General features: G+C 68.7%; 12 protein-coding genes. 2 read left to right on the plus strand and 10 right to left on the minus strand.

The window, feature by feature from the left end:
- Positions 1 to 30: 30 nt before the first annotated feature.
- Positions 31 to 858, plus strand: a complete 828-nt coding sequence (locus IHQ52_RS22510) for an acyl-[acyl-carrier-protein] thioesterase (protein WP_006436934.1) — start codon at positions 31 to 33, stop codon at positions 856 to 858.
- A 9-nt stretch (positions 859 to 867) separates the two neighbouring features.
- Here the strand turns inward: IHQ52_RS22510 and IHQ52_RS22515 are convergent, their stop codons facing one another.
- From IHQ52_RS22515 to IHQ52_RS22555, 9 genes are all read right to left on the minus strand, one after another.
- Entirely contained in the window at positions 868 to 1419 is a 552-nt protein-coding gene (locus IHQ52_RS22515; protein ID WP_182155903.1) for a DUF3558 domain-containing protein, read from the minus strand.
- On the minus strand, positions 1416 to 2300 hold the full coding sequence (locus tag IHQ52_RS22520) for a DUF3558 family protein (protein ID WP_040004812.1): 885 nt from the start codon (positions 2298 to 2300) through the stop codon (positions 1416 to 1418). The genes IHQ52_RS22515 and IHQ52_RS22520 overlap by 4 nt, the downstream gene beginning before the upstream one ends.
- 185 nt (positions 2301 to 2485) lie before the next feature.
- Positions 2486 to 2680 carry a hypothetical protein gene (locus IHQ52_RS22525; RefSeq protein ID WP_006436937.1) on the minus strand — a complete coding sequence of 65 codons (195 nt, stop codon included), beginning with the start codon at positions 2678 to 2680 and terminating at the stop codon, positions 2486 to 2488.
- A 119-nt stretch (positions 2681 to 2799) separates the two neighbouring features.
- Positions 2800 to 4569 (minus strand): hypothetical protein, encoded by a 1770-nt coding sequence (locus IHQ52_RS22530; protein WP_006436938.1) that lies wholly within the window; start codon positions 4567 to 4569, stop codon positions 2800 to 2802.
- Positions 4570 to 4802: 233 nt separating this feature from the next.
- Positions 4803 to 6473, minus strand: coding sequence for an allophanate hydrolase (gene atzF / locus IHQ52_RS22535; RefSeq protein ID WP_159404975.1), 1671 nt, complete (start codon positions 6471 to 6473; stop codon positions 4803 to 4805).
- The gene (locus tag IHQ52_RS22540; RefSeq protein WP_182155901.1) at positions 6470 to 8539 is read right to left on the minus strand and encodes a 5-oxoprolinase/urea amidolyase family protein; all 2070 of its coding nucleotides are present in this window, start codon (positions 8537 to 8539) and stop codon (positions 6470 to 6472) included. Before IHQ52_RS22540 ends, atzF begins: the two co-directional genes overlap by 4 nt.
- Before the next feature lie 54 nt (positions 8540 to 8593).
- Positions 8594 to 9262, minus strand: coding sequence for an urea amidolyase associated protein UAAP2 (locus IHQ52_RS22545; protein ID WP_006436941.1), 669 nt, complete (start codon positions 9260 to 9262; stop codon positions 8594 to 8596).
- Positions 9263 to 9291: 29 nt separating this feature from the next.
- Positions 9292 to 10137, minus strand: a complete 846-nt coding sequence (locus IHQ52_RS22550; protein WP_006436942.1) for an urea amidolyase associated protein UAAP1 — start codon at positions 10135 to 10137, stop codon at positions 9292 to 9294.
- A gap of 22 nt (positions 10138 to 10159) precedes the next feature.
- Positions 10160 to 11707 carry an amino acid permease gene (locus tag IHQ52_RS22555; protein ID WP_006436943.1) on the minus strand — a complete coding sequence of 516 codons (1548 nt, stop codon included), beginning with the start codon at positions 11705 to 11707 and terminating at the stop codon, positions 10160 to 10162.
- A 219-nt stretch (positions 11708 to 11926) separates the two neighbouring features.
- Between IHQ52_RS22555 and IHQ52_RS22560 the strand changes: the two genes are divergently transcribed.
- A complete protein-coding gene (locus IHQ52_RS22560) occupies positions 11927 to 12568 on the plus strand; it encodes a TetR/AcrR family transcriptional regulator (RefSeq protein WP_006436944.1) in 642 nt (213 codons plus the stop codon).
- 77 nt (positions 12569 to 12645) lie between these two features.
- Here IHQ52_RS22560 and IHQ52_RS22565 read toward each other — a convergent pair whose 3' ends face one another.
- Positions 12646 to 13629 carry a hypothetical protein gene (locus tag IHQ52_RS22565; protein ID WP_006436945.1) on the minus strand — a complete coding sequence of 328 codons (984 nt, stop codon included), beginning with the start codon at positions 13627 to 13629 and terminating at the stop codon, positions 12646 to 12648.
- Positions 13630 to 13634: the final 5 nt, after the last annotated feature.

The following is a 13634-nucleotide window of genomic DNA, read 5'->3' on the forward strand; positions in this document are numbered from 1 at the left end:
AGATACCTGCGACCCATTGAAGGGACTCGAGTGAGCCAGGTTACTTCAGGTGTACAAGCGGGATCATTACCGGCCCGCAAGGACGGCGCCCGGTTCTACCAGGCGCAGTACCGGGTCCGGACCGGTGATGTCGATCAGGACATGCGGGTGCGGCTCGACGCCGTCGCTCGATATCTGCAGGACATCGCCAACGACAACCTCGAGGCCACGGAGTTCGGCAAGACCGAACCGTTCTGGATCGTCCGGCGAACCGTCATCGACGTCATCCGGCCGATTTCCTGGCCCGGGACGGTGACGGCCCAGCGCTGGTGCGGGGCCCTGTCGACGCGGTGGACCAACATGCGGGTACGTCTGACCTCCGACCACGAGACCAACCGGTTCAATCCCGACCCGCGTCCCGAGGGCCTGATCGAGACCGAGGCGTTCTGGATCAACGTCAACGACAAGGGCGTGCCCTCGCGGCTGTCGGACGAGGCCTTCGAGATGCTGTCGTCGATGACCGACGAACACCGTCTGCGGTGGAAGTCGATGAACCCGGAGAAGGCTCCGGCCGCCGAGGACATCCCGTTCCCCGATCGCGAGCACGTCCTGCGCATCACCGACTTCGATCCGTTCAAGCACCTCAACAACGCCGCCTACCTCGAGGCCATCGAGGACGAGCTGGTCGAACACCCCGATCTCGTCGACATGCCGCACCGGGTGGTCATCGAGTACCTGCGGCCCATCGTCCCCGGGACGCGCCTCACCCTTCGTCGCGTCCGCGAGGGCGACCAGCTGACGGTGTGGCTGCTGGTACCAGGGTCCGGCGACGAGCTGGTCGTTGCCGCGAGTGTGGTGGTGGGGCCGCTACCGGCCTGAGGCGCGGCGCTACTGACCGCCCTGGAGGAGCAGTTCCATCAGCTTGATCGGGGCTGCGCACGGGTCCCCCTGGGGCGCGCTGCGGGGTTCGACGAACCAGGTGAAGATCCCCCGGCTGGGCGCCCGCGCGGTGACCCCGCAGACGCCCGGACGGTCGGGACTGCGCTGGGTGAAGGCGGACTGGCTGGCGACCTTGATGTTCTCGGTCTGGAATCCGAGCTTCTTCGCCGTCTCCTTCTCGAGGTTGACGTTGCCCCATTCGAACCAGTTGAACGTCACGCTGACGACGTCGGTGGCACCGGACACCAGCCAACGGCAGATGGCACCGCTGAAGGATCGCTCGGCGAATCCACCGCCGGCCACGACGTCGGCGATCATGGCGTCGGGGAGCACGTCGCATTCGAGGAGCAGCTTGTCGAACTGATCGGTGTCGATGTCACTGCTGCCGGTCTGTCCGGCGGCGCCCACCGGCACCGGCTCACCGTCGACCGTTCGTGCACACCCGGCGAGCGCGGTCAGGCCGAGGAGAAGGGCGATGAGAACCGCCAGCGGCCGCCTCATGACGCACGCTCGATCGACAGTGTCGCCAACTCCCGGGCGGCGTCGCAGATCTGCTCGATCGGACGGGCCTGCTGTGCGTCGCCGCGGATGGACCATTCGAAGAAGTCGGCCCCGAAACCGATACCGACCTCACAGATCTGACCGGACTGGGTGTAGCCGATGAACCCCTGATGACCGTCGATCTCGAGCTTGTTCGTGACATCGCGCGACAACTTGACGTTGGCCTCTTCCCGGCCGATGGGTGAACCCCGGTACCAGTTGAACGAGGCGACCGCGCCCGTGCGCGAGCCGGTGGTGTCCCACTCACAGACCGAGGTGTTGTTGACGGTCTCGGTGAGCCCGCCGAAACCGGTGATCCGGGTGACCTCGTCCAGCGTCACCCCACCGCATTTGCCGAAAAACGGTCCGGAGCCCGCCTGGGCGGGGGCCTCCGGGGTGTTCGGCTTGTTCGGGTCGGCCGGCGCGTCGTCCGAACAACCGCCGACCAGCAGCACGACGACGGCGAGGAGTGCGACGAGGAAGCTCGAGTCGCGGAGCCGATCGAGTTGTCGCCGTTCACGTTTGGTGGGCCTGCCGGCGCCGCGGTCACGACGGGGCTGGCTTGCGAGGATCTCCTTGGGCGGAGGTGGAGGGGACCGGTCGACGAAACATTCGGCGGCCATCGGCGCGGACACCCGCTTGTTGATCGTCTTGATCACCTCGACGATGCGTTCGCGCCCGGCCAGACGGACACGGATCTCGTCGCCCGGAACCACGGGCTGAGCGGGCTTCGCGGTTACGCCGTTGACCCGCACATGGCCACCCCGGCACGCCGCACCCGCCGCGGATCGGGTCTTGGTCAAACGGATCGCCCAGATGTAGGCATCGACGCGCGTGGACATGGTCAGCGACCCGGCCGCCCGGCCGCCGGGCCGTGGTGACGACCCGAATAGTCGATCATGTGCCCGCACTCCCTTCACCCGCGTGCGCCCGCCGCCGACGCGCACGGCGTCGCGGTCGAGCTCAGTGGCCACCACTGTAGCCGCGCCCGCCGTCGAGTCGCGGTTTCACCGCGCGGGCGACGTGCTCACCGTTTGCGGGTCAACAGATACACTCCGCCGCCGACGGCGAGGACGGCGAACAGGATCGCCAGGAACGTCTGGTCGAGCAGCAGCAGGACCACGAACACGGCGATGCCCGGCGAGACCGCGACCAGGCTCATCACCGGATGCTCCCGGACGACCTCCGACACCGCTCTGCTTCTGTCGCGATCGATCGCCATCACGACCTCCTCATCGGCTCCGCGTGGCGTCCAGCCCCGCTTTTCGTCCAGAGTAGTGGTCGACGCCCCGGCACGGATCGAGTGCAATGCCGGGGCGCCGGTCTGGGGGGCGGCCGGTGTCAGGCCGCTTCTGCGCCGGAGCTGCTCGCCGAGTCCGAGCCCGAGTCCGATGCGCTGGCGGAGTCGGTGTCCGAACCCGCGTCGCCGCCGGCGTCCGGACCCGCGTCGCCGCCGCTGTCCGAACCGGCGCCGTCGGAACCGGAACCGCTGGAGCCGCTGCCCGATTCACCGCCGTCGTCGGTGCCCGAACCGTCGTCGTTGCCCGCACCGTCGTCCGAGCCCGCACCGGTGTCCTCGGCGTCCACCGCGGTTTCGGGGGCGCGGTGCTTGCCCTCGTAGGTGGCGCGATGCTTGCCGACGTATTCCTCTTCCTCGACGACGTCGCTGCCCGACTCGCCGGTCTCGGGGGCAGCGAGCTCGGGGGCTTCGGTGTCCGCAGAGGTGACCGACGCGAACCCGGTGGGGGCCGAGGCCGCGACCCGGGCGACGGTGTTCGACTGCGGGATCACCGCGTCGTCGGTCGCCGGGATACCGAAGGGGAACTCGTAGCTCGGTATGTGGATCACCGGGACGATCTCGCCGGTGTCGAGCTGACCGAAGGAGATGACCGGGCGGCCGAGACGATTGGGCCGGAGTTCGCCGTTCACCTCGACCAGGGGACGGAAGGTGACCGTGGAGCCGAGCCAGTCGACGGTGATCGGCCCGGTGAAGCCGTAGTCGCTGGTGAGGCGGAGGAAGTTGCCGCTGAGCAGGCCGTGGTCGCCCCCGACACTGAGCCGGGCGAAGTCCTTGGAGAGGGAGAACCAGTCTCCGTCGAAGTCGACACCTTCGCCGCCGAGCAGCGCGGACGCCAAGCCGGACAGGATCTCGAGACCTGCGCCGCCCAGTACGCCGGTCGGGTCCGCCAGGAGCGCAGTCGGGTCGGTGAGCGCGAACTGCACCTCGCCGTTGGGCTGCTGGTAACGGAAGTCGAAGGTTCCGGCGACATTCGCACACGCGCCGACGCCGTCGGCGTAGCCGGCGGTGAGTCCGCCGTAGCAACCGACGCCCGTGATCCCCGGGATGGTGGCCAGAGGTTTGCCGAGAACGGTCACGTCGAGATCGCCGGTGTTCCACGCGTGGGCCGAACCGATCACCGCGAAGGCGAACGCCGACCGGCCGTCGCTGGCCCCGGCGGTCGCGATGCTCAGCGGCAGGTAGGAGACGGCGGTGGCATCACCGTCGCGGTATGCGAGGGCAAACTGAAAACCGTTGCCCTTGACCGTCGCCGAGCCGGTGGTGTCGGGTTCGGGTGTGATCTCGGAGGGCAGCTCCGTCTGGAAGATCGGCACGAGAATGACGTTCGCGGCATCCTTGATCCACTGCGGAATACCGTCGTAGAGCTCCTTGAACGAGCCGTACACGCCGACCGGGACCAGCTCGAGGCTGTCGGGCAGCACGACCGCGACGCCGAATCCACCGAGGTCGGTGGACGAATCGGAGCAGTCCGCTCCCCCATTGCCACCGCCCGATGCGCAGAGCTCGATCCGCCACGCCTCGACGAGCTCGGCCAGAGCCTCGTTGTTGATGTCGGCGAAGAGGTCGCCCAGCGGATTCGTACCGTACTCGTTCTTCAGGTCCTTGATCTGGTTCGCCAGACCGGAGCCGGTCGTGGGGGTCGGCCACAACGACAATGCCTCTGCCGCGGCCGGTTCCATCGCCTGTCCGGCGCCGATCGCGGCGACCGTGGCGAGCGCGGCAGCACCCGCGACGACGCGGTGCTGGCGCTTCTGCTTGCGGTCCGCGCGGCGCGCGACCTTCTCCGAACGCTGAGTTCCGTTCCGCCCCATGCTGGTCACTCGTCCAACTTTCTTCTCCCACCCCTTGCGCTGAGCAAGTTAAGCACCGGGGATCGAAAATTGGTAGCCGACGCGGCGCCACGGCACGAAAGCGACCTGCTGGACAAACGACCAGGTCGGAAGGTTTGCGCGAGACGGATGCGGCCGCCCCGATCCGTATGACGTCGAACCCGGATACCGGGCTCGACGTCATACGGATGAGATGCGGGTGGGCGAGGTCGGGACTACCAGCGGTCGCGGTCGAGTTCCGTTCCGGCAGCACCGGCGTCGGCCGCGCAACCGAAGCCGACGATCCACCGCGCCGGTCCCGTCTCGCCGGCGGCCACCTCGACCTTGCCCAGCATCATCGGTTCCGGCAGAGCGGCGAGGAACTCGCCGAGCGCGGCCGGCGACAACCGCCAGATCTCGCCCCGAATGGCCCGTCCGGCAGCAGGATCGCGGATCAGGCCCGGTTTCGGCGGGATGGTGTCGAGCGCTACGAGTCGGTAGGTCGGGGTCGTGGTGATCTCGCCCGCCCATCGGGCGCCACGCTCGCTGAGCTCGTGGGTGAGCGGCCCGCCCCGCATGTGCGCGCCGAAGACCGCGAGCTCGATCGACTCCGCGGTCTCCACCCACGACGCCCGGATGTCGGGAGCACCGAGGAACCGGCCCGCCACGTCGACGAGGACCGCATCCTCGTGTGCCGTGCCCAGGAAGGTGACGCCGAATTGCGCCTCGGTCCCGTCGGTTTCGGATACGACGCCGCTCGGGACGGCGAGGCCGCAGAGATCGAACAGATTGCAGAAGTTGGTGTACGTGCCCATCCGGGAGTTGACGCCGACCGGGTCGTCGGCGACCTCGGCGATCGTCGGGTGCGCCGGCGCGGTCGGGACCATCAGCACGGTGGCGTCACCCCACTCCTCCATGGCCTCCGTCCGGAGTTCGGCAAGGCGGCGGCGCGCGCGGAGGAGATCCACGGCGGTGAATCGAGCTGCGGCACCGATGATCCCGGCTACGGTGGGGTCGAGCCCGGCATCGTCCGGGTCCGCCGAGTCCAGGAAGTCACCGACCGCGTCGTGCCGTTCGGCGACGAGCGCGTCCTCATACAGAAGTTTCGCAGCCGCCAGGAAGGGCGACAGGTCGACGGTCTTGATCACGAGTCCGGCGGCCTCGGCCCGCAGCACCGCCTCGGCGAACGCGGCGCGCCAGGCCTCGTCGAGTTCAGGCAGGTCGGCGGGCACGGCGACCACGGGACGTTCCGGTGCGGCCAGCGGCGCCGACGAGCCGAACGGCCTCGGGCCCTGCGCTGCAGCCATAGCCGACATGGCGCGGTTCGCCAGTGGGAGGTCGGCGGCGAAGATCGTGACCGTATCATAGCTTGCACACGCCGGCACGACGCCGTCGGTCGAGATCGCCCCGACCGTCGGCTTGACGCCGACGAGCCCTTGTAGGCCCGCGGGTACGCGGCCCGATCCGGCGGTGTCGGTGCCGATCGCTATGTCCGCGAATCCGAGCGCAACCGCCACCGCAGATCCCGAACTCGAACCGCCCGAGATGCGATCGGGTCGTCGCGAATCACGCACGGCGCCATGAGGACTGCGCGTTCCCACGAGTCCGGTCGCGAACTGGTCGAGGTTCGTCTTCCCGATCACCACGGCACCGGCCGCCCGCAGTGCCGCGACCGCGGGTGCGTCTGCGGTCGGCGTGGAGGCGTAGCCCGGGCAGGCCGCGGTGGTCGGCAGCCCGGCGACGTCGACGTTGTCCTTGACCGCGAGGATCGTGCCGGCCAGCGGCCCGCCGGACGCGAGTGCCGCATCGAACTCGGCCGCGACGTCCGCCTGCGGACGCAACGTGATGAACACCTCGGGACGGTCCGCCGCGGCGATCCGGGTGTAGACCTCGTCGACCTTGCTCATGCCACTCGCTCCTCGTTCCCCACGCCGACCACTGCCGTCTCGGCGCCGTTGCCGTCGTCGGCGAATTCACCCTGCGCCGACCATCTCTGACGCTCCTCGGCCCGGGCGATCTCCATCTTCTCCCGCCGAGAGGCGATGTCGGCGGCATTGTCTTCGAGGTACTGCTGGTGTTCTGCCAGCGAGAAGACACCGTCGACGATCTTGGTACTGTCCCCGCGTCCGGCAGCGACGTGGGCGCGCATGTCGAGGAGTTCCTCGGCACTCACCGGGTACCAGTGGATACGGTCGAAGAAGCGCAGCAACCATGGGTGTTCGGGATCGAAACCGGGAGCCGGCTGCGGGTGGCGATGGTTCCACACCTGCGTGGTGCGTCCGACGAACTGATAGCCGCCGGGACCCTCCATTCCGTAGATGCACAGGTAAGCACCGCCGATGCCGACCGCGTTCTCCGGCGTCCAGGTCCGCGCCGGGTTGTACTTCGTCGTGACGAGCCGGTGGCGGGGGTCCAGCGGAACCGCCACCGGCGCACCGAGATACACGTCGCCCAGGCCGAGTACCAGATAGCTGGCGTCGAACACGGTGCGATAGACGTCGTCGACGGAGTCGAGGCCGTTCATGCGGCGGATGAACTCGATGTTCCACGGGCACCAGGGAGCGTCGGAACGCACACCGAGCATGTAGCGTTCGATGGCCTCCCGGGTGGCCGGGTCGTCCCACGACAGCGGCAGGTGAACCGTTCGGCTGGGCACCACGAGATCTTCGGCGGCGGGAAGCTCGCTCTCGCATTCGGCCAGCCATTCGAGCATCTGCGTCTGTGACCACACATCCGGGTCCGCTTTCACCTGCAGCGACCGGATGCCGGGCGTGAGATCGATCAGACCCCGGGGCTCTTCGGCGGCGATGCGCTCACTCAGCGCGTGCACACGTGCCCGGAGCGCCAGGTCGAGCTGCATCTCGCCGTATTCGACGAGGATGTTGTCGTCTCCGGAGCGGCGGTACGTCACCGACGTCGACCCGTCGGCGGTCGTCGTCGAGCCGAGGATTCCGTTGTCGGCGTCGCCGCCCGAGGACAGGACGTCGACGAAACTGGCGCGCCGGCCGAGGCCGGTCTCCTTGGGCGAGGCGGTCTCCGCACTGCGCACGGCCACGAAGCGGATCGTGTCACCGGGCTTGAGCTGACCGAGCTTCCACCGCTGGGCGGTCACGACCGTCACCGGGCACACGAATCCGCCGAGGCTCGGCCCGTCGGGTCCGAGAAGGATCGGTGTGTCGCCGGTGAAGTCCAGGGCACCAACGGAGTACGCGTTGTCGTGGATGTTCGACGGATGCAGTCCGGCTTCGCCGCCGTCATTGCGCGCCCATCGCGGCTTGGGACCGATCAGCCGGATGCCCGTCCGGTCGGAGTTGAAGTGCACCTCGTAATCGGTGGCGAACAGGTCGGCGATGTCGGCCTCGGTGAAGAACTCGGGTGCGCCGTGCGGACCGACGGTCACCGCCAGTTGCCAGGTGTTGGTCAAGGCGGGCTGCTCGTCGCCGAGGATGCGCCGCGCCGGACCGGTCGGACCGCCCAGCAGTGCGAGCTGATCGCCCGCCGCGAGCGGCCGGCCGTCGAGTCCACCGAAACGCCCCATCGTGAAGGCCGAACGGCTACCGAGATAATCCTCCGCGTCGAATCCGCCCGACACCGCGATGTATGCCCGCATGCCCAGCGACCCGACGGTACCCACGTCGAGGACGTCACCGGCAGCCACCGACAACGGAACCCATTGCGGCACGGGCCGTCCGTTGAGCGTCACGGCGACCGGCGCACCGGTGACCGCCACGACGGCCCCGGCCTCGAAACGCAATGCCGGACCCATGAGGGTGATCTCGAGGCCGGCCGCCGCCTCGGGGTTGCCGACCGCGAGGTTGGCGAGCCGGAACGACAGGTCGTCCATCGGCCCGGAGGGCGGTACCCCGACCTTCCAGTACCCGGTACGACCGGGCCAGTCCTGGATGGTGGTGAGCGGGCCGGACCGCAGGACGGTGACGGGGGCCGGCGTGGGGGCCCCGATGGAGGCAGACATGGTGTGGTCCCTCGGTGAGTCGGTGAGCTGTACGGATTCGACGCGGCGGAGGTGTCAGGCGGCTGGTCGGGTCACGATGACCCGGACCGCGGTCGGGTCGAATCCGTTGCACGGGTTGTTGATCTGCGGGCAGTTGGAGATCAGCACCAGGGTGTCGGTCTCGGCGCGCAGCGCTAGGCGCTTTCCGGGCGCCGACAGTCCGTCGACGATGCCGAGAGACCCGTCGGGGTCGACCGGCACGTTCATGAAGAAGTTGACGTTGCCGACCAGGTCGGCCTTGCCCAGTCCGTGCCGGCTGCCCTCGATCAGGAAGTTCTCGACACACGCGTGCTGATGCTTGGTGTGGTGGCCGTAGCGGAGGGTGTTGGACTCCTGCGAGCACGCACCACCGACGGTGTCGTGGTTGCCGACCTCGTCGGCGACGATCGTCATCAGCGGGTCGCCCTCCTGGTCGCGGATGACGGTGCCGGTGGTCAGGAAGATGTTGCCCTGCGCGGCGATCGTGGCCTGCGCCGAGTAGCGCTTCGTGTGGTCGTCGGCACCGTAGAAGAGGGTGTCCACGGCCTGGTTGCCGTGTAGGTCGACGATGGTGAGCACGTCGCCGGCCGCGACGACACCCGACCAGGGGCCGCGTTCACCCACGGTGGCGTCGTGGACGACCGTGCCGGTGACGAGGGCGAGGCCGGCGGCGGGTGCCGCGGCGAGATCGATGGTGGCGGTCATGAGTGTTCGGTCCTCTCGGGATGGGGAGCTCAGAAACGAGCCGCGGCCCAGGCGTCTTCGGAGTTGGCGACGGCCCGTTGGTATTCGGGGTCGGTGTGTGCGACGCCGGCCAGCAGCGCATCGAGTTCGGCCTGGGCCTTCCACGCGAGCAACTCGAGCGAGGTGGTGTCGAAGGTCGGCGACGGGTCGACGGGGTGTGCGGTGTTCACGATCGCCACGACGCACGGCAGGTGCAGGATGAGGTCGACCGACTTGTCGGCACCGGCGGAACCGGTGGAGCGCAACGAGCCGTCGTCCTCGACCTTCACCCCGTGGAAGAACGACACCGAGGGTGCGACGTCGGTCGGCGTCAGGCCGTGCTTGGCGGCGGCGAGAGTGAACATCTCGCGTCCCGCCGGGGTTGCCGAATGTACATGTCCGTCGCCGTATTTCGCGATGTTGCCGGCGAGAGTGGTCGTGCCGCAGAGGGCGTCGTGATGGCCGGACTCGTCGGCGACGACGGTCGCCAGGACGCGTCCCTGATCACTCAGCAACGGATGTCCGGCGCCGAGATAGGCCTGCCACGGGACCTTCACCGTGTCGGCGACATTGAGCCGCTCCCACGGTGCGTCGGCGCGCCACAACAGGATGTGGGCGCAGGCCGAACCGGCGACGTCGTGCAGGCGCAGGCGCGTACCGCGGGCCAGGACCTTGCTGGTGTAGCGCCCACCGGGAACGGCCTCGGCCCAGGTCAGGGATGCGGGCTCGATGCCCGCGGGTGGGTTCGGCCAGTTCGACGCCGGGACGACCGGCATGCTGTCGGTGATACGGCCGGCCTGCGACCGGGCATGCTCGCGGGCTCCCGCGGTGGTCCCGGTGGCGGTGATGGTGGTCATTCTCGTGACTCCTCCGAGTTGTTCAGGAAGCGGGGAAGGTGACGGGCTTCGGATGTTCCTTGCCGCGTGGGAAACACGCGATCCCGACGAGGACGGTGACGGCGATGCAGATCGGTCCGGCCCAGCGCAGGATCGGCATCTCGCCCGCGGGATCGAAGACCTCGGCGCGTGGCCAGGCCAGGTTGATCACCATGAGCGCTCCGTAGAGCACCGCGAGAGCGTTGACGACGATCCCGAGGCGACCCAGGCTGAACAGCTTCTTGCCGCCGGCGTCGACGCCGCCCCGGTGCGGCCAGCCCTGGAACCGGCGGTAGAGCATCGGACCGGTGACCGCGAGGTAGGCCAGGTAGATCAGGATGATGCAGACGCTGGCGAGTGTCGCGAAGATCGCGGAGTTGCCCACGTTGACCAGCAGGATGCCGATGCAGAGCACACCGATGAGGATCGACGGCGCGATCGGGGTACCGGTGCGGCGGTTGACGTGGGACAGCTGCGCGGAGAACGGGAGCCGGCCGTCGCGGGCCATCGAGAACATCAGTCGCGAGCACGCGGTCTGGATGGCGAGGGTGCAGATGAAGATCGCCACCGCGACGTCGCACAGCAGGACCTTGCCCCAGAAGCTGCCGAGCACCGAGTCCAGGACGTAGGGCAGTCCGCCGGTCGCGAGTTCCTCATCGAGCGTCGGCGCTGCCATGAGCGCACCGAGCAGCATCAGTCCACCGCCGACGGCGGAGACGGTCAGAGCCATCCGGATGGTGCGCGGTGCGACCCGTCGCGGGTCCCGGGTCTCCTCGGCGAGCTCGCCTGCGGAACCGAATCCGACCATGACATATGCGGCCATCAGGCCGGACACGATGAACGCCCAGATGTAGCCGGGTTGCTGCCCGGGGACGCCGGTGTCGAAGACGACGTCGGGGCCGCGGCGGGCGTGGGTGAACAGCGCGAGGATCACCGCGGTGACGCCGACGAGTTCGCAGATGACGCCGATGCTGTTGACGCGGCTCATCCAGGTGACGCCGACACAGTTGATCGCGGTGACGATCACCAGGAGGATCGAGCCGAGCAGCACCGCATTCGCCGCACCGCTGGTACTGGTGAGCGTCGGGTCGTCACCGACGATCTGAAAGCCCGTCCACACCGCAGGCAGGACCACCTGCAGCGCGATGGCCGCGGCGGCGGCGGTGACGATCTGCGCGATCATCATGAACCATCCACCGAACCAGCCGATGACCTCACCGCCCAGGCGGCGGGACCACTGGTAGATGGCACCCGAGATCGGGTACCGCGCAGCGATTTCCGCGAAGCACAGGGCCACCAGGAACTGGCCTGCGTAGACGATCGGCCAGGTCCAGAAGAACGCCGGTCCACCGAATCCGAAGCCGAGTCCGAAGAGCTGGAAGATCGTGGTCAGAATGGAGACGAACGAGAAGCCCGCAGCGAAGGAGGCGAATTTGCCGAGCGAGCGGTGCAGCTGCTGCTCGTAACCGAATTCGGAGAGGTCGTCGGCGTCGAGGTCGCCGGCCGGCGCGGTGGCCGGTGGCGCAACAGCCGTTTCCGGGGTTGAGGTCATGGTGCGTTCCTTCTTGTCGAGGAGCTCCTCGTCGAGCGCGAATCTGTCAGTTGACAGATAAGCGAACGAACATTTCTTGCGGTTGACAGTTTTGTTCCGACCGCGAAAACGGGCGTAACGAGTGCGTTAATCGATGCAGGTCGAGGTATCGCAACGGCCTCCGGAGTCGCTCACACATGGTCCACTGGGTCGAGAACATCCACCAACGCAGGAGGAATCATGGCGACCGGCGCGCGCTCGGCCACCACATCCGGCGGTCCCGGGCGCCCACGCCTGGTGCCGTCGAGACGTCGGGGCGAGACCGCCCGCGACGAGATCCTCGACGCCGCCGCCGAGCTCTTCACGCGCCACGGCTACACCGGGACATCGACGCGGATGATCGCCGAGGCCGTGGGCATCCGTCAGGCATCGATGTACCACTACTTCGGCACCAAGGACGACATCCTCGCGAACCTGCTGGAGACGACCGTGCTCGCCTCGGTCGAACAGGCCCGCGCTCTGCTCGACACCGAGGGACCGGCGTTGGATCGGCTGCTCACACTGGCCCGGTTCGACGTGGAACAGCTCGCCCGCGCACGCTGGAACCTCGGCGCGCTCTATCTGCTACCCGAGGTGGGCGAACCCCGATTCGTCGAATTCCGCTCCGCGCGACAAGAACTCGCCGCCGCCTATGCGGCACTGACGTCCGCGGCGCTGGGCGATCCGGCGGACAAGCGCTGTCTGCTGCCGTTCCGCCTCGTGGAGTCGGTCATCATGATGCGCGCCGACGAACAGCGCGGCGAGCTCGGCAGCCACACCGCCGAGGGTCTCGTCGGCACGATCGTCGGCGCGATCCGGATGCTGACCGAACACCGGCCCTGACCGGCCGACGGCCCAGCGGAGAGCAGAACGACCCTGGCGCAGTAGGTCACTGCGCCAGGGTCGTTGCTCTGGTCCGATCAGCAGCTGCCGACCACACCTCCCTGTAACGCGACCTCCGCCATCCGCAGCAGCGAACACGGCACCGCATCGCGACGGGCGGACTGGGCGGGCGCGATCCTCTTCACCGCCGGCGTCGGCGTCACGCGCCGAACCGCGGGCACCGGGGCCGACCGCGTGACGGCGGACACCGGGGTCAGCTGCCTGATGACGGTCGCCGGTACCGGCGGGGCCACCTGGGCCGGAGCCCGGTCGAGAGAGACCGACGTCGGCTGGGGACGCGTGGCCGGCTTCCGGTTGAGCGGCACCTTCCACCCCTTGTCGTAACCGTGCGCCGCTCCGATGGCGACACCGGCCGCGACTGCCGGCAGCGCGACCAGAGTGGCGACGACAGCGGTCCCGACCAGCGGACCCACGACGAGACCGGTAGGCCAAAGCGGAAGTGTGAGAACGAGTCCGAGTCCACCACCGACCACACCGCCGACGGCCAAGGCCAGCGGAGCCGCGACACCGGCGCCGATCACACCACCGACCGCGGCGTCGCCGACCATCTGTTCGGCGACCTTGTCCGCACGAGCCACCGAAACCCCGTTGCTGCGCAGGACGTCGGAGATACCCGCCACGAGTTCACCCGAGCCGGCACTGATGTCCGCGGCCAGCTGCCGGGACACGACGCTGGGGCGACGTAGCTCGAGATTGCCGATACGCACGACGTCACCGGTTCCGGCCGCTCGATCGGCGACCCGACGGGCGGGCCCCAGCGGCGTCGGATGCACCGACACATCACCCGGCAGAACCCGCGGCCAGGTCGACGTCACGACCGACTCCTGTTTCCCGCCAACGGCCTTCGACACCACCACCTGGGACACCGGACGAAGGTCCGGCAACCTCCCGATCGGCGGGGCCCCGGCGAGAATCCCCGCCGAGGCGAGGTCCGGTGTCGGCGGCCCGGCCCCTGGAGTGGCTGCGTCGGCAGGTGCGGTCACCGCGAACGACGCGGCCATCGCAC

Origin of the sequence: Gordonia amicalis (assembly GCF_022059885.1) — a bacterium.
Classification (GTDB): Bacteria; Actinomycetota; Actinomycetes; order Mycobacteriales; family Mycobacteriaceae; genus Gordonia; species Gordonia amicalis.

Coding starts and splice junctions, on each gene's coding strand:
- IHQ52_RS22515 (WP_182155903.1), bottom strand. CDS start 1,419: ATGAGGCGGCCGCTGGCGGTTCTCATCGCCCTTCTCCTCGGCCTGACC.
- IHQ52_RS22520 (WP_040004812.1), bottom strand. CDS start 2,300: ATGTCCACGCGCGTCGATGCCTACATCTGGGCGATCCGTTTGACCAAG.
- IHQ52_RS22525 (WP_006436937.1), bottom strand. CDS start 2,680: ATGGCGATCGATCGCGACAGAAGCAGAGCGGTGTCGGAGGTCGTCCGG.
- IHQ52_RS22530 (WP_006436938.1), bottom strand. CDS start 4,569: ATGGGGCGGAACGGAACTCAGCGTTCGGAGAAGGTCGCGCGCCGCGCG.
- atzF (WP_159404975.1), bottom strand. CDS start 6,473: ATGAGCAAGGTCGACGAGGTCTACACCCGGATCGCCGCGGCGGACCGT.
- IHQ52_RS22540 (WP_182155901.1), bottom strand. CDS start 8,539: ATGTCTGCCTCCATCGGGGCCCCCACGCCGGCCCCCGTCACCGTCCTG.
- IHQ52_RS22545 (WP_006436941.1), bottom strand. CDS start 9,262: ATGACCGCCACCATCGATCTCGCCGCGGCACCCGCCGCCGGCCTCGCC.
- IHQ52_RS22550 (WP_006436942.1), bottom strand. CDS start 10,137: ATGACCACCATCACCGCCACCGGGACCACCGCGGGAGCCCGCGAGCAT.
- IHQ52_RS22555 (WP_006436943.1), bottom strand. CDS start 11,707: ATGACCTCAACCCCGGAAACGGCTGTTGCGCCACCGGCCACCGCGCCG.
- IHQ52_RS22560 (WP_006436944.1), top strand. CDS start 11,927: ATGGCGACCGGCGCGCGCTCGGCCACCACATCCGGCGGTCCCGGGCGC.
- IHQ52_RS22565 (WP_006436945.1), bottom strand. CDS start 13,629: ATGGCCGCGTCGTTCGCGGTGACCGCACCTGCCGACGCAGCCACTCCA.